26 protein-coding genes are annotated in these 22,201 nt (G+C 64.9%); 11 read left to right on the top strand and 15 right to left on the bottom strand.

The features are described 5' to 3' along the window. Positions 1–29: 29 nt before the first annotated feature. The 4 genes from AOT83_RS11530 to AOT83_RS11515 all read right to left on the bottom strand — a co-directional run bounded on the left by AOT83_RS11530 (position 30) and on the right by AOT83_RS11515 (position 2,700). Positions 30–659, bottom strand: coding sequence for a hypothetical protein (locus AOT83_RS11530; RefSeq protein ID WP_057965389.1), 630 nt, complete (start codon positions 657–659; stop codon positions 30–32). 149 nt (positions 660–808) lie between these two features. Next, the gene (locus tag AOT83_RS11525; RefSeq protein ID WP_030096175.1) at positions 809–1,375 is read right to left on the bottom strand and encodes a copper resistance CopC family protein; all 567 of its coding nucleotides are present in this window, start codon (positions 1,373–1,375) and stop codon (positions 809–811) included. After that, positions 1,375–2,040: a YcnI family protein gene (locus AOT83_RS11520; protein WP_030096174.1), complete on the bottom strand. Its 666-nt coding sequence runs from the start codon at positions 2,038–2,040 to the stop codon at positions 1,375–1,377. Before AOT83_RS11520 ends, AOT83_RS11525 begins: the two co-directional genes overlap by 1 nt. A 3-nt stretch (positions 2,041–2,043) precedes the next feature. After that, positions 2,044–2,700 (bottom strand): DUF6474 family protein, encoded by a 657-nt coding sequence (locus tag AOT83_RS11515; protein ID WP_030096173.1) that lies wholly within the window; start codon positions 2,698–2,700, stop codon positions 2,044–2,046. Positions 2,701–3,016: 316 nt separating this feature from the next. On the opposite strand from AOT83_RS11515, the gene AOT83_RS11510 reads away from it, so the two are divergent. The 3 genes from AOT83_RS11510 (at position 3,017) to AOT83_RS11500 (ending at position 6,159) form a co-directional block, all read left to right on the top strand. Continuing rightward, a complete protein-coding gene (locus tag AOT83_RS11510; protein WP_057965424.1) occupies positions 3,017–4,489 on the top strand; it encodes a hypothetical protein in 1,473 nt (490 codons plus the stop codon). Between the two features lie 66 nt (positions 4,490–4,555). Beyond that, positions 4,556–5,047 carry a hypothetical protein gene (locus AOT83_RS11505; protein WP_030096171.1) on the top strand — a complete coding sequence of 164 codons (492 nt, stop codon included), beginning with the start codon at positions 4,556–4,558 and terminating at the stop codon, positions 5,045–5,047. Then, a complete protein-coding gene (locus tag AOT83_RS11500) occupies positions 5,044–6,159 on the top strand; it encodes a hypothetical protein (RefSeq protein ID WP_057965388.1) in 1,116 nt (371 codons plus the stop codon). Before AOT83_RS11505 ends, AOT83_RS11500 begins: the two co-directional genes overlap by 4 nt. A 105-nt stretch (positions 6,160–6,264) precedes the next feature. Here the strand turns inward: AOT83_RS11500 and AOT83_RS11495 are convergent, their stop codons facing one another. The 4 genes from AOT83_RS11495 to AOT83_RS27360 all read right to left on the bottom strand — a co-directional run bounded on the left by AOT83_RS11495 (position 6,265) and on the right by AOT83_RS27360 (position 9,594). Continuing rightward, entirely contained in the window at positions 6,265–6,663 is a 399-nt protein-coding gene (locus AOT83_RS11495; RefSeq protein ID WP_030096169.1) for a secretion protein EspR, read from the bottom strand. A gap of 1,253 nt (positions 6,664–7,916) precedes the next feature. Continuing rightward, entirely contained in the window at positions 7,917–8,450 is a 534-nt protein-coding gene (locus AOT83_RS11490; RefSeq protein WP_057965387.1) for a hypothetical protein, read from the bottom strand. Positions 8,451–8,617: 167 nt separating this feature from the next. Then, positions 8,618–9,241 (bottom strand): superoxide dismutase, encoded by a 624-nt coding sequence (locus tag AOT83_RS11485; RefSeq protein ID WP_030096167.1) that lies wholly within the window; start codon positions 9,239–9,241, stop codon positions 8,618–8,620. A gap of 197 nt (positions 9,242–9,438) precedes the next feature. Continuing rightward, the gene (locus AOT83_RS27360) at positions 9,439–9,594 is read right to left on the bottom strand and encodes a hypothetical protein (RefSeq protein WP_101312434.1); all 156 of its coding nucleotides are present in this window, start codon (positions 9,592–9,594) and stop codon (positions 9,439–9,441) included. Positions 9,595–9,769: 175 nt separating this feature from the next. Between AOT83_RS27360 and msrA the strand changes: the two genes are divergently transcribed. The 5 genes from msrA to AOT83_RS11460 all read left to right on the top strand — a co-directional run bounded on the left by msrA (position 9,770) and on the right by AOT83_RS11460 (position 14,316). After that, positions 9,770–10,525, top strand: coding sequence for a peptide-methionine (S)-S-oxide reductase MsrA (gene msrA, locus AOT83_RS11480; protein WP_030096166.1), 756 nt, complete (start codon positions 9,770–9,772; stop codon positions 10,523–10,525). A gap of 244 nt (positions 10,526–10,769) precedes the next feature. Further along, positions 10,770–11,096, top strand: coding sequence for a rhodanese-like domain-containing protein (locus AOT83_RS11475; protein WP_030096165.1), 327 nt, complete (start codon positions 10,770–10,772; stop codon positions 11,094–11,096). 180 nt (positions 11,097–11,276) lie between these two features. After that, positions 11,277–12,341 (top strand): DUF4328 domain-containing protein, encoded by a 1,065-nt coding sequence (locus AOT83_RS28035; RefSeq protein ID WP_234797728.1) that lies wholly within the window; start codon positions 11,277–11,279, stop codon positions 12,339–12,341. Then, on the top strand, positions 12,316–13,185 hold the full coding sequence (locus AOT83_RS11465) for a glycerophosphodiester phosphodiesterase (protein WP_096498345.1): 870 nt from the start codon (positions 12,316–12,318) through the stop codon (positions 13,183–13,185). Before AOT83_RS28035 ends, AOT83_RS11465 begins: the two co-directional genes overlap by 26 nt. A gap of 75 nt (positions 13,186–13,260) precedes the next feature. Beyond that, positions 13,261–14,316 (top strand): GGDEF domain-containing protein, encoded by a 1,056-nt coding sequence (locus AOT83_RS11460; RefSeq protein WP_057965421.1) that lies wholly within the window; start codon positions 13,261–13,263, stop codon positions 14,314–14,316. Positions 14,317–14,325: 9 nt separating this feature from the next. Here AOT83_RS11460 and AOT83_RS11455 read toward each other — a convergent pair whose 3' ends face one another. The 5 genes from AOT83_RS11455 to AOT83_RS11435 form a co-directional block, all read right to left on the bottom strand. Then, the gene (locus AOT83_RS11455; protein WP_057965386.1) at positions 14,326–15,219 is read right to left on the bottom strand and encodes an SAM-dependent methyltransferase; all 894 of its coding nucleotides are present in this window, start codon (positions 15,217–15,219) and stop codon (positions 14,326–14,328) included. A 179-nt stretch (positions 15,220–15,398) separates the two neighbouring features. Beyond that, the gene (locus tag AOT83_RS11450) at positions 15,399–15,944 is read right to left on the bottom strand and encodes a ferritin (protein ID WP_030096160.1); all 546 of its coding nucleotides are present in this window, start codon (positions 15,942–15,944) and stop codon (positions 15,399–15,401) included. 172 nt (positions 15,945–16,116) lie between these two features. Beyond that, positions 16,117–16,674, bottom strand: coding sequence for a ferritin (locus AOT83_RS11445; protein WP_030096159.1), 558 nt, complete (start codon positions 16,672–16,674; stop codon positions 16,117–16,119). An 18-nt stretch (positions 16,675–16,692) separates the two neighbouring features. Beyond that, on the bottom strand, positions 16,693–17,634 hold the full coding sequence (locus AOT83_RS11440) for an LCP family protein (RefSeq protein WP_057965385.1): 942 nt from the start codon (positions 17,632–17,634) through the stop codon (positions 16,693–16,695). Between the two features lie 326 nt (positions 17,635–17,960). Continuing rightward, positions 17,961–18,722 carry a CPBP family intramembrane glutamic endopeptidase gene (locus tag AOT83_RS11435; RefSeq protein ID WP_057965384.1) on the bottom strand — a complete coding sequence of 254 codons (762 nt, stop codon included), beginning with the start codon at positions 18,720–18,722 and terminating at the stop codon, positions 17,961–17,963. Between the two features lie 22 nt (positions 18,723–18,744). Between AOT83_RS11435 and AOT83_RS11430 the strand changes: the two genes are divergently transcribed. Continuing rightward, a complete protein-coding gene (locus tag AOT83_RS11430) occupies positions 18,745–19,434 on the top strand; it encodes an alpha/beta hydrolase (RefSeq protein WP_057965383.1) in 690 nt (229 codons plus the stop codon). On the opposite strand, the gene AOT83_RS11425 is transcribed toward AOT83_RS11430, so the two are convergent. Continuing rightward, positions 19,431–20,216, bottom strand: a complete 786-nt coding sequence (locus tag AOT83_RS11425) for a DUF2470 domain-containing protein (RefSeq protein ID WP_057965382.1) — start codon at positions 20,214–20,216, stop codon at positions 19,431–19,433. The genes AOT83_RS11430 and AOT83_RS11425 overlap by 4 nt on opposite strands. A 144-nt stretch (positions 20,217–20,360) precedes the next feature. Here AOT83_RS11425 and pheA point away from each other — a divergent pair, with 144 nt between their 5' ends. Both pheA and AOT83_RS11415 read left to right on the top strand, forming a co-directional pair. Then, complete coding sequence (gene pheA / locus AOT83_RS11420) at positions 20,361–21,287, top strand: prephenate dehydratase (protein WP_030096154.1); 927 nt, start codon at positions 20,361–20,363, stop codon at positions 21,285–21,287. Then, complete coding sequence (locus AOT83_RS11415; RefSeq protein WP_030096153.1) at positions 21,284–21,970, top strand: histidine phosphatase family protein; 687 nt, start codon at positions 21,284–21,286, stop codon at positions 21,968–21,970. Before pheA ends, AOT83_RS11415 begins: the two co-directional genes overlap by 4 nt. On the opposite strand, the gene AOT83_RS26815 is transcribed toward AOT83_RS11415, so the two are convergent. Then, positions 21,967–22,194 (bottom strand): hypothetical protein, encoded by a 228-nt coding sequence (locus AOT83_RS26815; RefSeq protein ID WP_075908321.1) that lies wholly within the window; start codon positions 22,192–22,194, stop codon positions 21,967–21,969. The two genes, AOT83_RS11415 and AOT83_RS26815, sit on opposite strands and share 4 nt — an antisense overlap. Positions 22,195–22,201: the final 7 nt, after the last annotated feature.

The raw sequence follows: 22,201 nt of genomic DNA, 5'->3' as shown, positions 1-22,201 counted from the left end.
CCTTTTCCGACACGGCCTGGCCACGCGGATCAGTCCGATTCGACGGAGTCCTCGCGGCGACGCCTCCGCCGCAGTACCAACAGGACGAAAATCGCGAATGCGGCCCCGAGGGCTATCTTGAGGTTCGGCGCTTGCCGGCCTGCTTCAGGTGCGGGGCCGGGAATCGGTGGTGGGGCCGAATCGACGGTCGACTTCGCCTGCGCGGCAGTCTCCCGGGCCGCCGCCGCGAGATCGGGCTGAGCCGGTTCGGGTGCGGGTGCAGGCTTGGGTGCCTCCGGCTTGGGAGCTTCGACGACCGGCTCGGGAGTGGGCTCAGGCTTGAGCTCGGGTTCAGGCGCGGGTGCGGGCTTCGGCGCCGGTGGCGCGGCAGGCTTGGGTGCCTCGGATGCCGGTGCCTCGGCGGGCTTCGCCTGCTTGACGGGCTTCGGCGCGGCCGGCGGCTTCGGGGCCGGGGCAGCACCGGACTCGGGTTCGGCCTTGGGGCCCGACTTCGGCGGCGCCGTCGAGCCGGCGGGTCGTTTGGCAGGTGCGCGTTTGGCCGCCGGTCGCTTCGCGGCCTTCGCGGGGCGGGCCGGGGCCGCGGGCTTAGGTGCCTCGCCGCCAGCGGGCGTCTCCGGTGTCTGGTTGGGCTCGTTAGCCGAATTGTCCTGGTCCGCCATGCGCCTGCTCCTTCGCAAGTTTCGGTCGTCCTGGGTGTTCGTGGCGCGCTCGCGGCCACGATGGGCGGCTCACACCCGAATCTCTGCCGCCCCGCCGTTGTCCATCATGCCGTCACACCGGAAAAAGGCCAGTCGTCCCCCCTGCCGGTCTACGACTGACGACGCTGAGTCCAGATGAGTGCCGCACCCACAGAGACCACCACAGCCACCACAAACGGCCACATAGGAAGGTCGCCGTCGGTCGGATTCGCCGAAGGCACGGGAGCCGAGGAACTTGTGCCCGACGGCTGCTGCGACACCGCCGGCGCGCCAGCGGAGGCCGGTGCACCCGAGCCGGTGACGGTGAACTGCCAGGATCCGTCGACCGGGTGGCCGTCCTCGGAGATCACCCGAAAGTTCACCGCGTACTTTCCGGCAGGCGCGCCTGGCTTCACCCCGACCGAGATCGTCGCACCGGCCACCACCGGGTCGCCTGCCTGCCACTGATCGGTCTTGGCATCCGGCCCGATGATCGTCATCGCGGAGAAGCGCTTCTGCAACGGCTCGTTGAAGGTGGCGCTGACCTGGGCGGGAGGCCCGGATAGCACGGCATTCTCGGCCGGATCGGAAGACACCTTGACGGCGTGCGCCGCAGCCACCCCCGGCAACGCCAGGCCCAGCGCCAACGCGATGAAGGCCGACAAGAACACGGACACGGACTTACGTAGAACAGACATCACTGTTGCCTCCGTCGATTTGTCACCGCAAGCACGAGCGCGACCGCACCAAGGATCAGACCGATCCCGCCGAACCAGCGCGCCGTCTTGTCCGGATGCCCCGCATTCTGCGCGGAATCATGGGTTGCGGACACCTGCGGTGCGTGCGCCGAGTGTCCGTCGTGGTCGGCCTTGCTCTGCGTCAGGTCGAGGGTGGGCGCAGGGTGCTCCGGCTCGGCACCGCCGGGCTGAGCTTGCTGATCCCACCTGACGACCTGACCGTCGGCATAGGTCTGCGTCGCCGGGAAGGCGACCGACTCGGTCTCGGGGAGTTTGACGCGCACCCGGAACAAGGCGAACTGGTCGGGCCCGATCCCGTTGCCCGGGATGGCCTTCCAGGTCACCGCCCTGACCGTGCCCTTGGCGGCGTCCCGATCCACGGAACTGGTCCAACCGGGCAGCAGCTCGGTGCTCGCCGAGCCCACGTCCGGCAGCTGGACGGTCAGTTCGGTGGTCAGCGCCTTGCTCTGGGACTCGTTGGGAACCGAGAACTCCAGCGTTGCGTAGCCACCGCGAGCGGTGTTGTCTGCGGTCACGCGCACATGGGCGGAGGCCGGAATGGCAAGCGCCAATAGCGCGGCGGCTGCCGCGGCTGACGCTGTCGCCAAGCGGGGGAACACGCGCATCGGTTACCTCACCCCGAGTCGGGCAAGTAGGTCGGCGTCGATGCCGTCGAGCTCGCGGGCGATCGCGGCATGGGCTGCGCGGCGGCGGGTCGGCGGCATGTGCTCGGAAGCCCCGACCGCAGTACCGAGCTCCTCCAGCCGGGAACGGACGGCCGAGGTGAACTTCTTGGTCTCCGCGTCCTTGGGCGCCCTGTCGAGCACGGCCTGCAGCGACTGCTCGGCGCCGGCGATGCGAGCTGACAACTCCGCACCGAACCCCGAGTACTGGCCAAGCTCCGCCAGCGGTATCCCGAGGCGGTCGGCGCGGCGTTGATCCAACACGCCACGGACCGCGATCGCGCCCTTGTACAACACCGGTAGCAGCACCGGGGCCAGCAGCCGCACCACCGTGAGCGTGCGCCTGATCCGGGTGGGTGAGAGCAGCTTGCCCTCACGCACCGCCCGGAGCTGATCCTGGGCGATCTGCCGCTGGGCCTTCAACGTCGCCAGCTCTGTCTTGCGTGAGTCACGCCGGGCGGCGGATTCAGAGCGCGCTTGCATGTGCATCCGTCGCCGGTCGTTACGCGCCGCCAAGCGGGCTTCGAGCTTGGCTTTCGCCTTCAGCGCCCGAGCCTCGGCGCGTTTGGTCGAGCGGCTCTTGCGGCTGGTGAGAAAACCCATCCCAGCGGCCTCCGTTCATCGCGTTGCGAGTGTGGCGCTAACCCTAGCGCGCCGACCTGCGCTGGCCCCCTGCGGATAGGGCGGCGTATTTAGGTGGTCGCGCCGCGTGCTGCAAAGGTTCCCCGCGGCCCCCAGCGAATTCCAGGCAGCAATCATTTAGGCCGCTCATGGGCAACATGAGGTGAAAGAGCCCACAATTCGTCACAGATATTTGACCTGCGAGCAAATCACCGGCATGCTGTTCGCCGTGGGGCGACATCGTGCAAAACCGAGCGGGCGGAGCCAGCAGCTGAAGCGTGCCTCGGCGCGTGCTGCTGTGGTGACGGTGCTCAGCTCGGGGACGCTCATGGGGGGCTTCGGAGTATTCGCCATCTCGACGCCGGCCGCGGACGCAAAACCCGGCGGCGGATCAGGTGGCGACAACGACCACGACCACGGCTTGGGTGGTGCGATCCACAAGATCACCGGTGGCCTGCTCGGCGGCGGATCCGGTGGCGGCGGTGGGCCGGGCAGCGGTGGCACGCGCAGCGCGCCCTCGTCTCCGAGCTTCGGCAAGAGCCTGCATGGTGGCTCCGGATCGGAAAGCGCGGCGGGCAGCAGCAGCGGTAGCGGCGATTCATCCAAGGGCGACAAGGACAAGGACAAGGGGCCCGGAGCGAATGTTCCGAAGCCGGGATCTGCGGGCTCGAGCGGTAACTCCTCCGACCATGTCTCCGGTAACTCCGGCTCGAGCACCATCGGCGGCGCCGCTTCCAGCACCAACGGTTCCGGTTCGAGCACCAGCACTTCCGGTAGTACCTCGGGTGTCGGAATCGGTGGGGGCACCGGGATAACGCTGCCGCATTCCGGTGGTGCTGCGGGTGTCCATACCCCGAACGCAGAGGCCCCTTCGGCTGAAAACTCTAGTGGCACAACAACTCACACCGAAGAGTCGCCGACTTTGAGGGGCGCTTTGGGCTCTGTCACGGGTGCGATGGCCCCCAAGACGCAGACCGCCACGACGCCCAAGGCCGACACCGCGACCTCGCCGCACGACGCGACAGCACCAGGCGCGACTGCCGACACACCGGCTCCCGGCGTTACGCACACGGAGCACGAGACATCGGCCGAGGAGCCCAAGGTTCCCGGCGTCACCCTCAATGTGGGTGGGCGCACCATCATCATCTGGAAGAAGAAGCCGAGCACCTCGACGCACACGCCGGGCGCCGGCGGCGGATCAACCCACGAGCACGAAACCGACGACCACGATCACGTGATCACCCTGCCGGGGCTCCCCAATATCGGCGGCGTGCCCAACCCGGCCACCCCACCGTCCGGTGGTGCGGCCGGAACAAGGACACCGGGCGGAAACCCAGGTATCCACACCGGACCCGTCGCTCCGCCGACCGTGCCCACGCCCAAGGCTCCTGCGGTCGCCATCGCTGCGCCGCCCGCGCCGCCGGTTATCGCCCCGCTGGCGCCTGTCGTACCTCCTGCGCCTCCGGTCGTCACCATCAAGCAGGCCGAAGGGGGCCGCGGTGGCGACGCCATCGTGACCGCCGGCGGGACCAAGCAACCCGAGGCGGTCACCAAGCCGATCGAGCAGTTCGTCGCGGCCGAGACCATCGCGCCGCGTACCGGTTACGGCGACTACCTTCGACTGACGAAGACTTCCGAGATCGCCGCGGTGGCCATTCCGGGTGCCGTGGGCATCGCGATGATGACCTTCGTGGGAGGCGCCATCGGATACCGGCAAGCCAAGGCCGGGCATACCGTGCGTGCCTCCGCTGCCGCCCGCTTCCTGGAATAGGGGAGAATCGATACAGCACCCCGTGAGGGGTCTGTCCGGGAAGGCACACGGTGAGGGGAGACACACATGGGCGCAGGCCGTCGTGTGACCGACGCCGTCAGTGCTGTGCTCGATCTCGCCCCGCGTAAGGGTGAGGTGACACTGACGGCCCTCGTCGAGGCCGTTGGTCGCGATCGGGACCGGTCCATCGAGATCATCTCGGCTGATCTGCCGCCCGGGGTATGCGGCCAATGGCGCCAGTACGAGAACGAAGACATCTTCATCATCCAGCGTGGCCTACCCACCTGGGACCGGACCCTGGCCCATGAACTCGGGCATGTGGTGTTGCGGCACGAGGGCATCTCGGTGGTTGAAATGGCCAGGGACGAAGCCGAATTCGCCAGCGATGACCTCATCGCGTACATGCTTTCTCAGCGCACCGGCTGCATGGGGGCGGCCGGGATGGAGGCCGAACAAGAGGCCGAGGACTTCGCGGCGCTGCTGCTGTACCGGCTTGGCCGACTGCCATCTGATCGCGCATCCATTGTTCAGGTGAGGCTCGGGGAGGCCTTTGGGTGATCGCCTGGGTGATCGCCGGGCTGCTGGGGATGGCGACGGGTTTGCGCATCGGGTGGGTGCTCGTCCACAAACAATCCCCGGTGAGCACCGGCATGATTGTTGCGTTGGGGAGCCTGGCACTTGTATCGGCACTGAACTGGGAGCCGCTGACGATTCTTGTGGACAGCTCGGTGGGCTGGCCAAACATTTCGGTGGCTGTGAGCCAAGCCGCGCTGACGGCCTGCGCGGCGGGCAGCTGCGTGATGATCACCAGTATGTCCGCGAACCGTACCGCGGCAGACAACAGGCGATGGGCGCGCTGGCAATACCTGGCCGCAACCGTGATCGCCGGCGCCAGCCTCGCCGTGTTCTTCTCTCGTGGGCCACAGCCCGAGATGACACCGCGCGAGTTTCTGAAGCACGATCTTGGCGGATTCGCCTCTGGCACAGCCTGGCTCATCCCGATGCTGTACATCGCCGTGGCGCTCTCGGTGGTCTTGTGGGCGGGTATGGCCTACTCGAATCGCAGCCGCCGTGGTCGTGCCCTGTTCCTTTTCACCGTCGGGATCAGCCTGCTGGTATTGGCCGTCTTGGTGGTCGCGGGCGTGGCTGTGGCCCAGTCGGAGTACGTGACGATCGGGACTGCGGCCACTTTGATCGGATGTGCGATGGCGATGGTGGCGGTGGGATCGCTGTTGCCGACCTTCGAGACCTGGCTGGTTGCTCGCCGCGAAATGTTCGTACTGGCACCGCTATACAAGGACCTGAAGAAGCGGCAGCCGGATGCGGCGATCGGCGTGCGGCCCCGTGGCCCGCTCGCCTTCCAGGTCGCAGATCGCATGGCGTACATCTCCGACGCACTCTTCCTGGAAGCGATGCACGCCCAGGGGCTTGACCCAGAGGCGGAGAGTGAGGGCGATATCGAGCTCGGTGTGGACCCGGCCAAGCTCGACGTACCGCCCGAAGTGCAGGCACATGCGGTAGTGAAATGGGTTCTTACCGAAGGTGATCCGGAGGAAAACTTCCCGGGCCCGGAATGGCTACACCAGCCTGACGGATACTCCGATCGCGAATGGATTCTCGCGATCGCCACGGAGTACCGCAGACTGGTGCATGCCGAACGTCGTTCTTAAGTTGTACATCGCCGTCCCCCTGTGCGTACTCCGCCGGCTCGAATGAGCGGTGAACGCCAAACTGACCGGTCCTTCCCCGAGTGGACCGGCCAGGCGAGCGGCGGACTAGCTGTCGAGACCCTCTTTGCGACGGTATTCGTCGACGGCCTGCGTGATGCGGTCCTGTGCCTCGACGGACAGACCCACGGTGCGGGCCGCGATCCGGCGGACGCCCTCGTCGCGCATGTTGGCGAGCCAGGTCAGTTCCTGATCCAGCTTCTCGTAGTACTCGTCGTCGGTGAAGTACGCCGGCTTGATCCGGAAGAAGTTCGCGAGTGCCTTCATGGTCGCCGACGAAGGGTTGGTGCGGTTACCCGATCGCAGCTGCGACAGGTACGGCGCGGACATCGTGATGCCCTCGGAACGCAGGGCCGCGATCACCTCGGCAGAGGTGTGGGGGCCGCGTCCGGGCGGATACACGGTGTCGAACAACCGATTCAGACGTGCGGTGAACGTGGTGCTCATCGAGCCTTACCTCCACAAACAGATAAAGTTGCTAATTCGGGGGACGTATTTGCTGCCCATCGTAACCTTAATTTTGCCTGGAGCCAAGCGCAACCATCAAGTTCGCCCACGGTGGACATAGTGTTCGGTTATCCAAACCTGCTAGCTCAAGCACATCTGTGCAGCGTCCAATATTCGGGACGATCTGGGAATCTTCGTTCTCAGGCAAAGGATTGATAAATCCCCAGGGCGACGACTCGGGGACTCCGCCGCGGGCTGTGTGGAGAAGCGGCATTCGTTTCCTAAGTCGGCCGGACACAGGGCCCGGCGGTATAACCTGCTTCGTTGCTACTGACACCGACGCCGCGCTTTCTCGGCGCATGCCTCGCTGACCTGGCCCGATGTCATGCCCGTGACGATAACGGCAGCTTGCGATTATGGTGTGAATCGCCGCGCAGTCGTAACGTTTAAATACTGGAACATCGACCGCAAGTGTGGTCGTCAACAGGGCATCCCCTCTGACCAGCGGTAAATCCGTGACTGCACACTGTGAGCAAGATCACAGCAACCTAGGGCGACGGGGGGCGGTCACTGCCCCGCGATGAAACCCTTCGGTGCCGTCGCGGATCCCTCAGGATCGGACTCTCGGCGGCTGTCGTCACCGTTCGTCGCGAGCAGACCTGGCGGAACAGCTCGGCGTGGCGAAGTGCCCGGCGTAATCAAGACCGCGCTAGCGCACACCCTGCCCCCGAAGACCCGCACCGCGCGCCGGTGGACCGATGGTCGCTGGCGGGGGTGACCGCGGCCCGCGCTGTCGAGGCACCGGGCCTGTCTGTAAGGAACGCGGAAATGGTCGCCAGGAAGAGGAAAGAACTCGCATGGGTGGTCGCTGGTTCGGCATGGTCGTTTGCGCCGTTCTCGCGTACCACGGGCGATTAACGGCGCCGGTAAGCGCCGAACACGTGTGGAAGGCGGGGCGCTCAGAGCTCGTTGCCCCGTGAACGCGGCTGACGGCCACGGAGAGGCCATGAACTCCTGCCGGATATCTCCCCCCTGTCACGACACCGCTGAACACGCGCAGCGGGGCGCACAACTCATGGGCCGGACACCACTTCGGGACTGCCGTGGGCAGGCCGATCAAACGCCGTCAGTTCTTCGGCGATCCGCTGGCGTCTGGCGCAGCCCGATTGGAAAACTCCACCAGGCGCGTGCCTTTCGGTTGCATGAGGCCGCTTCGTGACATCTTGCCAGGAAGCCGAATTTACTCAATTCCCTTATGCCGCAAGGAGCATTGCCAAAACGGCCGTATCCGGGTCACTGATGGGGTCGATGCCCACTCGGCTCACCACCGATGTCACCGTGCCATCCGACTCGGCCTCGACCCAGGCGGCGCGGTGCTCCAGGCCCAGGTGCGGCAATCCTGGGAGGAGAAGGCAACCGGAGGCCGCGCCAAGGCATTCGGGCAGTGTCGGGTTGGTTTCCGACGGTGGGTGGAGCATCAGCAACGCGGGTGGTTGGTGTTCCGCAAAACACCCGGGTGTCACGGCGGACTCTCCGAGAACCGTTCCTTCGGCGATGACCAGTCCGACCATGCCGGGCGTGGGATCGTCGGGTAAGTCCTCGCGAGCGCCAAAAATCGTTGTGGTGGAAAGTAATCCAGGCAGCGTGGCGATGCGCACGGTCACGATCAGCAGCTGCATCCATTCCTTGGTGGAATCGGGCCAGCGGCCGCACACCACAAATCCTCTGAGTGATCCGCCCGCATGGAAGGGCGCGATCTCGATCGGCTGATCGGAACTGGTTGCCATATCTGCCACGCTCGCAATCACTCTGACATCACAATCCACATCGCGCGACGCTGCTCTTTCCAGAGTTACCATGCGCGGAGTCGGCCCGCAATCGCTAGCGGACACGCCGGAAACACACTTGGGCCCCGGATTTGTAACAAACCCGGGGCCCAAGCGAAACAGCAAGATCAGCCGAAGATCAGACCTGATGTCTTCGTGGTTGCCGCGGTGTAGCGGTCCTGCACGTCGGCCCAGTTGACCACGTTCCAGAACGCCTTGACGTAGTCCGCCTTGACGTTCTTGTACTGCAGGTAGAAGGCGTGCTCCCACATGTCGACCTGGAGCAGCGGGATGATGCCCAGCGGGACATTGGCCTGCTGGTCGTACAGCTGGAAGGTCAGCAGCTTCTGCCCCAGGCTGTCGTAACCGAGTACGGCCCAGCCCGAGCCCTGCAGGCCGTTGGCCGCGGCGGTGAACTGTGCCTGGAACTTGTCGAACGAGCCGAACTGGTCGTCGATGGCGGCGGCCAGATCGCCGGTGGGCTTGTCGCCGCCGTTGGGCGACAGGTTCTTCCACCAGATGGAGTGGTTCACGTGGCCACCGAGGTGGAAGGCCAGGTTCTTCTCGTTGAGGAAGATCGCGGCGTGGTCGCCCTTCTCGCGAGCCTCTTCCAACTTGGCGACAGCGGAATTGACACCCGCGACGTAGGCCGCGTGGTGCTTACTGTGGTGCAGCTCGTTGATCTGTCCCGAGATGTGGGGCTCCAGCGCTCCGTAGTCGTAGTCCAAATCGGGCAGTGTGTACTCAGCCACGAGATTCCTTTCGGCTTGCTTCGTATCCGCGTGTGTGCAGATCCATTCAATGAGAAGACACGGCCAAACCGGTTTCACCGGATGCGCCGGCCTACCGATTCAACCCTGCTCTATTGCGCAACGCGTCGCAAGGACGCACGCATCCTCAATTGGTTACCCAATGTTGGCCGGATGAAACCGGGCGTCGAATATCCCGGCTAGATCAGGATGAGAATCGCGAGGCCGGCCGCGAGGATGACGGCGATGACTAGCGCGCGGAATGCCGCGACACGATAGGACGTGTTGTAGCAGCGAGGTGTCAGCTGCCAGCCGGAAGTGGACATCGACTCATGTCCTGCCGACTGTGCCGTCATCGCTGCCCTCCTGCTCACATTGCAACTACCCTCGCGGTGAGATGAGTCACATCACCTCGCGTGTGACGGTCATCATAGCTCCAAATCGCGATGCGCGAAAATTCACCCTGCGTGTACCTGGAAACCCCAGCTAGACCAGCAAATTGGCTGGGTGCCACGGCGTACCATTGAGTCCATGGCTTCTTGGGTAGATAACGTTCGCGATCAGATCCTGGGACGGCTCGAGGAAGGGCTTAAACCGGGGAAGGCGGCAATTGTTGAAGAGGGTGCGGCCCTGCCGGGGCGTGCCACCCCGATTCGGGTGTCCGGTGTCCATTTCGTCAACGGGCACACGATCGTGCCGCCCTTTCCCGAGGGGCTGGAGACCGCTGTGTTCGGGGAGGGCTGCTTCTGGGGTGCCGAGCGTGGGTTCTGGAACCTGCCCGGTGTCTATTCGACGGCCGTCGGCTACGCCGGGGGTTACACGCCCAATCCGACCTACGAAGAGGTGTGCTCGGGACAGACCGGTCACTCCGAGGTCGTGCTGGTGGTGTTCGACCCCCGCCAGGTGACTTACGAACAGCTGTTGGTGCAGTTCTGGGAGAGTCACGACCCGACCCAGGGCATGCGGCAAGGCAATGATCGCGGCACGCAGTACCGCTCGGTCGTCTACACGACCAGCGAGAGCCAGGCGGCACAGGCTGCCGCGAGTGCCGCACGGTACGGCGCTGCCCTTGCCGAGGCCGGGTATGGCGCTGTCACCACGGAGATTGCTCCGTTGGACGGCCCGCTGGGGGATTCGGGGGCCGCTTCCCGGACCTTCTTCTATGCCGAGGAGTACCACCAGCAGTACCTGGCGAAGAACCCGAACGGATACTGCGGCCTGGGTGGGACATCGGTGTCCTGCCCCATCGGACTGGACGTACCGCCCGGCGGTCCCGCGCAGGCGTGAGCTATCCCACGGCAGCGACCATGAATTCGCTAACTATGCACAGGCGGTGCTACGGTTCCCCGTCACCAGCCCCGCTGAGCGCCGCTACGAAGTCCTGGCCAGCGCAAATGCAAATGAGCAGCATGTGGTTTGTGGATCAACCTGTGGATACTGTGGATAAGCCGACATTGCTGTGGCGTGCGTCACACTGCGAAAAGTTGCAGGCGCGGCAGGTGTCATACCGATCGAGCGACAGGAATGGACGATGAGCTTCCCCTCGGGTGACGAGGTTCCACAGGTCGGAATCGACGAGATCTCGGCCGCGCTGGATCTTGGTGTCAAGTTGCTTGACGTTCGTGAGGACGACGAGTGGGCGGCGGGGCATATCGACGGCGCGCAACATATACCGCTCGGCGATGTGCCCTCTCGGATGGACGAGCTGGATCCGGACGCTCCGCTGTGGGTGATCTGCCATGCGGGTGGGCGATCGCAGCGCGCAGCCGCCTATCTGAACCGCAACGGATTCGATGTCAGCAACGTCTCTGGCGGCATGTTGGCGTGGGTACAGGCAGGTAAACCCACAATCAGCTGAGCGCCTGGCGACCAACCTCGTGGGTTGGTGTCTGTGTACTACTCGCTGCCGGTTGCCCCCTCAGGCCGTTACGCTGGACGAATGATCCAGGTGTGCTCCCGCTGCGGTACCCAGTGGAACGTGCGTGAGCAGCGTCGATACTGGTGCCCGCGGTGTCGGGGCACGCTACTTGAGCCGGGCATGACCGCACCGGCGCGCTATGCCGCGCCGGTTTCGCGTCCGCCCGCTGCTGCGCAGCCGTCGGGTGGCAAGTATTGGGTTCCGCCCGCCGCGCAGGGGCCCGTGGCAACACCCGCCGGCCGTCCGCCGGCGCGTCCGACACGGCTGCCCGCGGGATATCGATGGATTGCCGTGCGCCCCGGCTCGCCCCCGACCGCCACCCGTCGCCGCCGTCCGCTCGGGCCGACGCCGCGCTACGCGTACATCCCGCGCTGGGGTCTGGTCGACCACATCGAACCGGCGGGATCCTCACGCCAAGGGATAGCCGGGGGTCGTGTCCCCAGCCGGGTGCTCGAAAGGCTCCTGCTGGCCACAATCATCACCCTGGCAATCGTTTCGTGTGCACATTTTCTTCGATATGCGTTGATGGTTTACAACCGCGGAGCACTGATTCCCAGGTTCGTCGCCAGCACGTCGAACGGGCTAGTGCTCTTCAGCGTGGCGCTCGCCTTCGCGGTGATGGTGGCGACCGCGTGGTTCCTCACCGAGTGGATGATCGCGCGTCGGGCCGAAACCTACCGGGACCTGGGATTTGAGGATCCGCGGGCGCGCTGGGAGATCCGCGTGGGGTGTCTGCTGCCGATCGTGAACATCGTCGGCGTACCGCTGCTGCTGCTGGAGCTCGCCAAGATAGAGAACCGCTGGTACCGGCAATACCGAAACATCGTGTGGTGGTCGGTTCTGTGGGGCGTGACCTGGCTGTTGGTGCTGGTGACCTGGGTGGCCCGTGACTCGGTCACTGTGCAGGGAGTGGCGGACAACGCGCTGTTCACCGCGATCGACTACGCGATCGCAGCGGTAGCGGCCTGGTCCCTTCGGCGTGTGTACGACGGCTTCACCGCGCCAGAAGGACATCACCGGGCGGTGCGCTGGCTGGCGGTGGAGTCTCCGCAAGGGCCAGTGCCGATCGACGCCGATCAACCCGATGTGCCGACGACACGCGAGGACAATTCCGGCGCTGCGGTTGAACGGACGGGGCAGGAACCGGCAGCATTGGAGCGTGACCGAGTCGCCGGAGCCTGGTGATGGGGAGGACCCTCAGCTCGTGCAAGGAGCCGACGAGATAGACGGCAGGGCCGAGCGTCACCCGTTCGTCGTCGCGCACCGGGGTGCGTCGGCGGATCGGCCCGAGCACACTCTTGCCGCATACGAGCTCGCCCTCGAAGAGGGCGCTGACGGTGTGGAATGCGATGTTCGCCTCACTCGCGACGGACAACTGGTCTGCGTCCACGACCGCAGGGTGGATCGCACGTCCAACGGGACCGGATTGGTCAGTGAGATGACACTGAGCCAGCTGCGCGCGTTGGACTTCGGAGGATGGCACCCCGGCGGAGCGGAGGCCGGACCGAGCACCGGGCTGCTGACCCTCGAGGAGCTGGTCTCGCTGGTGCTCGACTGGAACCGCCCGGTGAAACTATTCATCGAAACCAAACATCCGGTCCGCTATGGATCGTTGGTGGAAAACAAGGTGCTGGCGTTGTTGCACCGCTTCGGCATCGCCGCACCGGCGTCAGCGGATATGTCGCGGGCAGTCGTCATGTCGTTCTCTGCCGCGGCGGTATGGCGTATCCGTCGCGCGGCGCCCATGCTGCCGACCGTGCTCCTGGGCGAGACGTCGCGATATCTGGGAGGCAGTGCCGCGACCACCGTGGGAGCCACCGCGGTGGGGCCATCCATCGCCACCTTGCGCGAGCACCCGGAACTGGTCGACCGGGCTGCGGCGCAGGGGCGAGCCACCTACTGCTGGACCGTCGACCATTACGAAGACGTCGAATTCTGCCGGAGCATAGGTGTCGCCTGGATAGCCACCAACCATCCCGGCCGCACCAAAGCATGGTTGCAGCGAGGGCTCACCGGTACCGCGCTGTAGTTGAATTTCTGTCATTAACCCCTATTTGCTGCACGGGTCAGGCCCATAATCACGTTTGTGGCTGGTGACACGTCGCTGACATACGGGGAGGAGTACAGACTCGCCACGCGCGCGTTGCGAGTCAGCCGTAACCTGGTTCCTCTCAAGATCGCCATCGGATTGCTGTGCATGTCGATCGTGGTCTTTGGGGTGCTCATTCAGCTCCATCCGATGGGGCCGCACGGTGTGTTGCCCAGGGTCATTCACGGCGTATTGGTGGCTTCTTCTCTGGTCGTCGGGATGTGCTGGATCGTGCTGCCCTGGCCTAAACGCCGCACGGCGATCGCCTTCGTGTGCTGGGCGGATATTTCATTGGTCATCGGTGCGTGCATGCTCTCGGCGCCCGCTTCCCGCCTGGGCGCGATTTCACATATGGGCCTGGTAGGTGTGTTCGCAGCGTTCTTGCTCGGTTGGCGAGTGCTGGCCGCCCACTGTGTCTTTGCGACCGCGGCGATCTGTGCCATCACGGTGTGGAATGTCCATCTCGGCGAGGCCACACTTTTCGGGCAGTACGTCTACCACGCACCCGTCATCTCCTCCGTGGTGTTGTTGCCCCTCATCATTCAGGCGGTGATCGAGGGCGGAAGGAGATCGCTGACGGCTGTCTCCATTGCGGCACACCAGGATCCGCTTACCGGATTGTTGAACCGCCGCGGTGTGCAACTGGCGTTGAACTCACTGTTGTTCGGGCAGCGCGCCCCGCGAATCGTCGCTGTCGTCTTGGTGGACGTGGATCGTCTCAAGGAAATAAACGACACGCTGGGGCACGAGGCGGGCGATGAAGCCATCAAGGCTGTCGCTCAGGTGCTCACCACTACGGCCCGGGCCAGCGATATCACGGCCCGGGTGGGCGGCGATGAGTTCATGATCGTGGCCTTTCATGATCGGGCCGAGGAAGCGGTCGCTTTTATCGAGCGGGTCAGCACACTGCGAGCCGGTATCGGACCGCGCGGTGCCACCGTCAGCGTTGGATCAGCCTGGCGATCGACGGGCGATGCCGGCTTTGATTTCGAGTCTCTGCGCAGAACCGCAGATGACATGCTTTATCGCGTCAAGCGCGCTCGAGATTCGAATCTCAGTGCAGCGTCTTAGTTCTCGGCGCTAGGAGAGGTATGTCGATGGCAGCGTCGCGGTGAGAAACCGGCGTTCCGCGAATTCCTGGGCGTACGGTGCCGGCTCAGTGCTCAAAGCCTTGGCGTAGCGCTGCGCGAGTTCGTGCCCGGTGGTCGTGCCGGCAAGCCAGCCATGCCCCGACAGCCACTCACCGGAACGGGTCCGTCCGTCGTCCGCCAGCGTGAGTTCCTGTACCTGGAATGTGTCGGGGGTCAACGCATCGCGAACGTCGGCCCACGGCTGGCCGGAGGGTGCTGCGCCGTCGGTGTCGGTGGCGATGGTGCTCCCGAGGGCCGACATCTCGATGACGCGCTCAAAGAGTGCGTCATGGCTGGGGCCTGGCAGATGTGAGACGAGTGCCTCGGCCAGCCACGCGGTGGGCAGATCGGGGTCAAACCCGGCTGCGGTCAGGTCGGGCTGCCACGGTCCGCTGAGGAACGTTCCGACCTGTCGGCGTTCGGCGCGCGGTTGCGCACCAATCTCGGCGAGCACCTCTTGTTTGAAGCCGAGTAGCTCCGGATAGTCGACCTCGAAAACCGTGGTGCCATCAGGCCAGTCCAGCCGATAGGCGCGGGTGTCTAGGCCACCCGCTAGCAGCACCACCTGGCGGGCGCCGGAATGTGTTGCAGCCAGTAGGGAGTCGTCGTAGTGCCGCGTCATCAGTGACCGGCAATGCGCGATGAACGATTTGTGGTCGCTAGTCGGATCGGCAGCAACGGGAGAATCCGCTGGTTGATGGTCGAGGAGTGCTAACGCGTAGGGGTCACCCGATGCCAGTACCAGGTGTTGGGCCAATGTGTCGACAAACAATGGGTTGGCTCGAAGTGACTCTATGGCGCGAGAAGCAGTGAGCGTCAATTGAATCTGTCTGCCGCGGGACATCCGGTACGCCGCCCCCCTTTCCGTAGCGTCGTCCTTTGAGGTGGCAAATCAGGATCTGCCAATCAAGATTAGCCGACGGGGAGTGAGAGAACGGGCGTGATGGGTGCGAAAACAAACTCTCCCCCGTTCTCGACCGTGGTCGAGCGCGAGGGAGAGCAGTCAGCGGCGCGTCAGGTTGGCTACAACGAGCCACCCGCGGCCGGGGGTGCGGTGGGATCGCTTGATTCGACCGAGATCTCGCGTGCGACGAACTCCTCCAGGTCGAAGTAGTTGTCTCCCGCACGCTCGGCCACGGTGAGCAGCGTGTCCATGAGGGCGACCTCTTCGACCTGTTCCTTGAGGAACCACTGCATGAACTGCTCGCCGATGTAGTCGCCTTCGTCCCGGGCGGTGCGGGCCAGCTCGGTGACCTGCTCGGTGACGGTCTGCTCCTGGGCCAACGCCAGCGCCAGCGGTTCACGTGGCGCGGTGAATCCGTTCGTGACCGCGCCCACGGGCGGGATCTCCACGGAAACGCGCCGGTCGATCAGGTACCGCACGATCATCATGGCGTGGTTGCGCTCTTCTACCGCCTGCTTGTAGAAATGTGCGGCGAGCTGCGGAAGATCGGCGTCATCGAAATACGCGGCAATAGCGATGTATTGCTGCGACGCGGTGAACTCGTGGCCAATCTGGTCGTGGAGAAGCGCGTTGAATTTAGTCTTGGGGGTGTCGTTCGCGGACATGAACTCGACAATAGACCAGGTCAGAGGCCTTGTCAGCCAAGGTCAGCCTTAATGAGGTTATCTTCACCTAAGTAATTCTCGAATTTTACACAAGGTAATTGGCGGATTCTTAACTTAGCCAAAGTTAATTTCTGTGCAACAACAATTGGAAATCGTCGTGCACAAAATTGATTTAGAGTGCGCCCCCGGCGGCAGGGGGAGCGGTGGGGTCCTGCCCAATGGGCCGGTTGAGCTCGCGCGCCACGAAATTCTCCAGATCGAACAGGTCGTGGTCGGCACGATCGACAACCGTCAGCAGCGTGTCCATGGCGGCGACCTCTTCGACCTGTTCCTTGAGGAACCACTGCATGAACTGCTCGCCGTAATAGTCGCCTGACGTACGGGCCGCCCGGGCGAGCGCGGTGATTTGGTCGGTGACGCGCTTCTCCTGTTCGAGGGCCAAGGCGATGGGTGCGCGCGCATCGGCGAATTCGTTCACGACGCCATCAACGCCGGGGATCGAGACGTCCACGTTCTTGTCGATCAGATAGCGGATGATCATCATCGCGTGATTGCGCTCTTCGACCGCTTGCGCATAGAAGCGCTTGGCAAGCTGCGGCAGATCGGCATCGTCGTAGTAGACCGCGATCGCGATGTACTGCTGGGAGGCCGTGAACTCGTTGCCGATTTGGTCCCGCAACAGTTCGAGGAACGGTGAAGATGCACGCGCATGGAGGTCGGTGGTAGCCACACCGAAAAGCCTAGTGCGTCAAGGGGTCGGTGTGGCCGGGTCGGGCAAGAGGTCTGCGGGTACCGGCTGACCGGTGCGCAAGGCCTCGAAGAGCCGTGCCGAGGCATCCTCATCCCAGGTGACGACGTCCCCCGCCCAGTTTGAGGAGAACGAGCCAATGGGCATGGTCAGGTTTTGGGTAGAGCCGGTTAGGGCCAGGCCCAGTTGAGCCAGATTCCAGCTGTGATCGCCCTGAGCGACGGTGATGGCATCGGCGGTAGAGGTGGCGAGTGGATACCACCGGAATGGGTTGGCCCACACCGCCGGACTGCTCACGCGGTGAAGAAGCGCCGCCATGAAAATCCGCTGACGCGTCATGCGGTCCAGGTCTGCACGAGGGGTGGCCCTACTGCGCACATATCCAAGTGCATTGGGCCCGTTGAGTATCTGACACTCGGCGGCCAGGTTAACTCCCGCTAGGGGGTCGTCAATTGGCTCGTCGAGACACATCGAGACGCCGCCGACGGCATCGACTACCGAGGCGAATCCACCGAATCCGATTTCGGCGTAGTGGTCCATGCGCAGGCCGGTGGCCTGTTCGACGGTTTGGGTGAGCAGGGCCGCTCCGCCTAGCGTGAAGGCAGCGTTGATCTTGTCGCTTCCGTATCCGGGAATGGGAACGTACGAATCTCGGGGGAGGGAGATCATGGTGGCGGGCCCACCGTCGTAAAAGGCCGGTATGTGCACCACGAGGATGGTGTCGGTGCGGCCATCACCGGTGTCGCCGCCGGTAGAGAGCTCCGCCTCCTGTTCGGGGCTGAGGGCTTGACGGCTGTCGGAGCCGACCAGAAGCCAATTTGTCCCGCTGCCGGGCAACGGGCGTTCCGGATAGTCGGTGAGCGCGTCCACGCGGTGCAACCGTCCGTCGATCCAGAACGCCGTGCCGACGATGGTGCAGAACCCGACGAGAACAAGAGTCACTGCGAGAAGGAGAGTGCGCCGTATCCAGGTGCCCCACCGTCTGGTGCGGCGCGGCCGGGACGGCGGTGGGGGCGGCGGCGATTTGGCAGGCGGTGCCGGCCGCCGGGGTCGCACATCACGTGAGGTCGGACGCGGCGGTGGGGAGTGTTCCCGGCGCGGCAGCGGTGGTCCCTGTCGACGCGGCGGGGTACGGGCCGGTGGAGGCGGCGGCTGTTGCGGATACCGCCGGATGACCTCGCTGTCCTCCCGCCCGTCCCGTCGATGGGGGCGCCGCCCACGGAAGGGGATGGTGGGCTCGGTCATCGTGCGCATCCCATGAGATGAGGCTAATGGAGCCAGCTCAGGTGATCCCGGAGCAACGCGAACCCGACGAAGGCCACGGTGTCGATCACGCCGTGGGCGACAACCAGCGGCCATAGTCGTCCGGTCCGCTGCCAGAGGTATCCGAAGACCAGACCCATCACCAGATTTCCGATACCGGCCGAGACGCCTTGATACAGGTGGTAGCAACCTCGCAGCAGTGCCGAGTACGCGATGGTGGTCGCTGTTCCGTAGCCCAGCTGCCGCAGTCGGGTCTGCAGATAGGCCACGACCACCACTTCCTCGGCCCAGCCGTTTGCGAAGGCGGACAGCACCAGCACCGGTATGCGCCACCAGGTGTCGTCGAGCGAGGCGGGAATGACCTGAACGCTCAAGCCCATCCAGCGCGCGCCGACGTACAACGCCAGGCCCGGAAGTCCGATGAGCGCCGCCAATCCGAGCGCCCCCAGGCCATCGGTACGCGAGCGCCAGCGGGCGAGCCCGATCGATGACGGACCGAATCCGCTGCGCCACAGCAGATACACCGCGAGTGCGCCCCACGCGATCAACCGGGTGATCGATACGAGATTCAATCCGAGGTCGATCAGGCTCAGCTCGGCGCGACGGGGATTCAGGGCGACGGTCTGGCCGGAAAGTCCCGCGATGACGGCAGATGTGAACTGCAGAAGGGCGCTCACCGCGCTCATCCCGAAGCTGATGGCGAGCACAATCCCCATCTCGATGCGGATTGTGCGCGCTGACATGTCCGATTCGGCCACGGCGCTCATTGTGGCTGGTATTGGTAGAAGAGTGTCCGATGTGGTGAGCGCGTTGCGCTATGTGGCATCGCCCGATGGAGTGCGGCTGAGCCTGACAGTGTCCGGCGAGGGGCCACCGCTCGTCATGGTGCACGGAGCCATGGATTCGGGGGCGACGTGGTCTGATGTCGCCACAGAGCTGCAGCGGGACTTCACCTGTTTTCTCATCGACCGGCGTGGGCACGGCGCGAGTACCGACGCGGCAGAGCACAGCCTGGCGCGTGAGGCCGATGACGTCATCGCGGTGGCCGCGGAGGCCGGGCCCGATGCGGTGATACTCGGCCATTCGTTCGGCGCCGTCGTCGTCTTGGAGGCGTTACGTCGCGGACTCGATGTGGCGGCTGTTGTCCTTTACGAGCCGCCGCTTCCGGTGTCGGAGAGCGTGGCGGTGGCGAATCGGGAAGGCAGCGAGGCTGTCCGAGCGCGTTCGGTGACGGTGTCGCGGGAGTTTTACGCGCTCGAAAAGTGCGCGGAGGTGCTCGATGAGTACACCCGGGCGGTGATCCCCATGCTGCTGCTGGAGGGGGCCAACTCGCCGATGCAGTTCCGTGAGCCAGTGGGCTACCTGGCGCGGCGGGTACCCGGCGTGCGAGTCAAAGAGCTTGTCGGACAGGACCATTTCGCGCACCGAACTGCTCCGACAATGTTCGCCGGGGTGTTGCGCGAGCTGTTGCTGGGTTAGATCTTTCGGGCGCGCAGTCCGTTGAGGAAGGGGCAGCCGGCCAAGATGCGCAGCGCTTGGCTCAGTCCGGCGGTGTCGTTGACGGGTTCGTTGAACGGCAGCCTGACGTCGTGGTCACCGGCCTCGCCCTCCACGCGCAGTTGGATGCCGTAGCGGTCGATGCCGAGCAGCCGCACCTCACCGTGCTGCAGGCTCAGTGGAAGCCGCCGCGCCAGCCGCTCGACCAGATCGCGGTGGTCGTTGTCGATATGTGAGAGCCACCCGGCCTCGAGTGCGCAGAAAGGATCGGGGCGCGCGCCGAGCAGCGCGGAGACATCAACCGATTCGGCGCCGGTCGAATCGGCGACAACGACGGACTCCACGGTCAGGCACAGCAGGATCGAGCCGGGTTCCGTGCGTAGCCGCATATCGGTGCGGATGTCCAGGAGTGCCGGATCGGGTGTGCGGCTGGCGATGACGTCGACGATGCCGCGGGCCTCCCGATCGGTGGCGGCCACGACGTTGCCGCGCACCCAGACCAGGGATCTGACCGGCTCGCGCAGCGGTAGCGGGGCCTGGTCTGTCAGTTCCAGGAGTGCCGGCATGCCGTTCGGCCCCGCGGAAACCACGGTCGCAGCGGTCGCGCTGCCGGCGGGGACCGCAACGGCGAAGGTTCCGTCGTCGAACAGGTGGTGCAGCGAGGTTCCGACCACATCGGCTCCGGCAATGGCGAGAGTGGAGCTTGCGGCGCGGGCACATGCCGAGCGCACGCGCTCTGCGGTGGTGGGCGGTGCTGCGGTCATGGCGACCCTTTCCTTGGAACCCTGTCGTGTCAACCAACTGAGGTAAGCCTAAGTTAACAACGGACCGTGGAGAGTGCAAGGGACACCTGTGCTGTCGACTGTGTCGGGGGTTCGCCGGGCGGTGGAACGCCTAAGGTTTGGAGTGTGCAGCGCATCACGTATTTGGGGCCGGAGGGGACGTTTTCCGAGGCCGCACTGATCAAGCTGCGGACGACGGGGCGGATACCGGGTCTACCCGAGGTGGAGCCGGTATCGGTGGCCAGCGCGCGCGACGCGTTGGTGCAGGTCCAGAAGGGTGACGCGACGTACGCGTGCGTTCCGATCGAGAGCTCGCTCGAAGGCCCGGTGGTACCGACGCTGGACACCCTGGCGGTGGGTGCTCCGCTGCAGATCTTCGCCGAGGCGGTGTTGCCGGTGTCCTTCACCATCGCGGTGCGGCCGGGCACTTCCGCGCAGGACGTGAAGACCGTCGCCGGTTTCCCGATCGCCGTCGCTCAGGTACGTGAGTGGCTGGCGGACAACCTGCCGAACGCCGAGCTGGTCGCCGCCAACTCGAACGCTGCGGCTGCCGAGGATGTGAAGGCGCAGCGGGCCGATGCGGGAGTGTGTACAGAATGGGCCGCGCAGCGCCTGGGGCTGAATGCCCTGGCCAGCGGTGTCGTGGACGAAGCGCATGCGCACACCCGTTTCGTGCTGGTGGGTCAACCCGGGCCACCGCCACCGGCCACGGGCTCCGATCGCACTTCCGTGGTGCTCGGGCTGGGGAACGTACCCGGTGCTCTCGCTGCCGCCATGAACGAGTTCGCGATCCGGGACATCGATCTCACCCGTATCGAGTCCCGCCCCACCCGGACCGGGCTGGGCACGTATCGCTTTTTTCTGGACTGCGTGGGGCATATCGACGATGTCGCGGTCGGAGAGGCACTCAAGGGGCTGCATCGTCGTTGTGAGGATGTGCGGTATTTGGGATCGTGGCCACGAGAGACGACGGCACCCGACGGCGCCAACCCACCGGTGTTGGACGAGGCGTCGGGATGGCTGGCCGAAACGCGGGAAGGGAAGCTGCGATGAGTGGGCGCCTTGTCCTGGTCCGGCACGGACAGTCGTATGGAAACGTCGAGCGCCGATTGGACACCAAACCGCCCGGTGCGGCGCTGACCGAACTCGGATTGCAACAGGCGCGCCTTTTCGCCAAGCAGTATGAAGAGCTGGCGCCAGCGGTCCTAGTGCATTCTGTGGCGCTGCGCGCGGTCCAGACCGCCTCCGAGATCGCGGGACATCTTGGTGTGGAAGCTCTTCAGCTCGACGGTTTGCACGAGGTACAGGCCGGGGAGTTGGAGGACCACACCGGCGTGGAATCGTTCGAGGTTTTCGACCGCACTTATGAGCGTTGGCATTTTGGTGACTTCGGGACCCGTTTGCCTGGTGGCGAATCCGCGCAGGACGTGTTCGACAGGTACCTGCCCGTTGTCGCCGAACTCCGGTTGCGGCACTTGGAGAACGACGCATCAACCGGCGATGTGGTGGTGGTGAGCCACGGCGCGGCGATTCGTCTGGTGGCGGCCACACTCGCCGGAGTGGATCCGGGTTTCGCGGTGAACCATCACCTGCGTAATGCGGAAGCGGTTGTGCTGGCGCCGATTACCGATGGGCGATGGAGCTGCGTGCACTGGGGTGATGCAGTGGCGCCATTCCCGCATCAGGAGGCTGCCAGCGCAGAGGAACTGGCGCAGTCGGCCGACCCGATGGGCTAACCGGCTAGTTGTATCTCGCCTTCGCAATCACATTGTGCGGCAATGCAATCGATAACGAGGCTGTGTCGAAGTAGATAGAGTCCGTCGCAATCGCGATCTGTGCACTCGGCGTGGCGAGTGGAATGCACGATGAGAGTGCCGTGACAGTGGTCGATGTCCTGGACGCAGTCACGGCATGCCACACCGCAGCTGATGGCGTGGCGCCACTCCGGTGATTTCTTCATACCGGTG

The sequence above is a fragment of the Mycobacteroides sp. H001 genome (assembly GCF_001440005.1).
GTDB classification, from domain to species: domain Bacteria; phylum Actinomycetota; class Actinomycetes; order Mycobacteriales; family Mycobacteriaceae; genus Mycobacterium; species Mycobacterium gwanakae.
The sequence above is the reverse complement of the archived record's forward strand: the minus strand, read 5'-3'. Positions and strand labels throughout refer to the sequence as shown.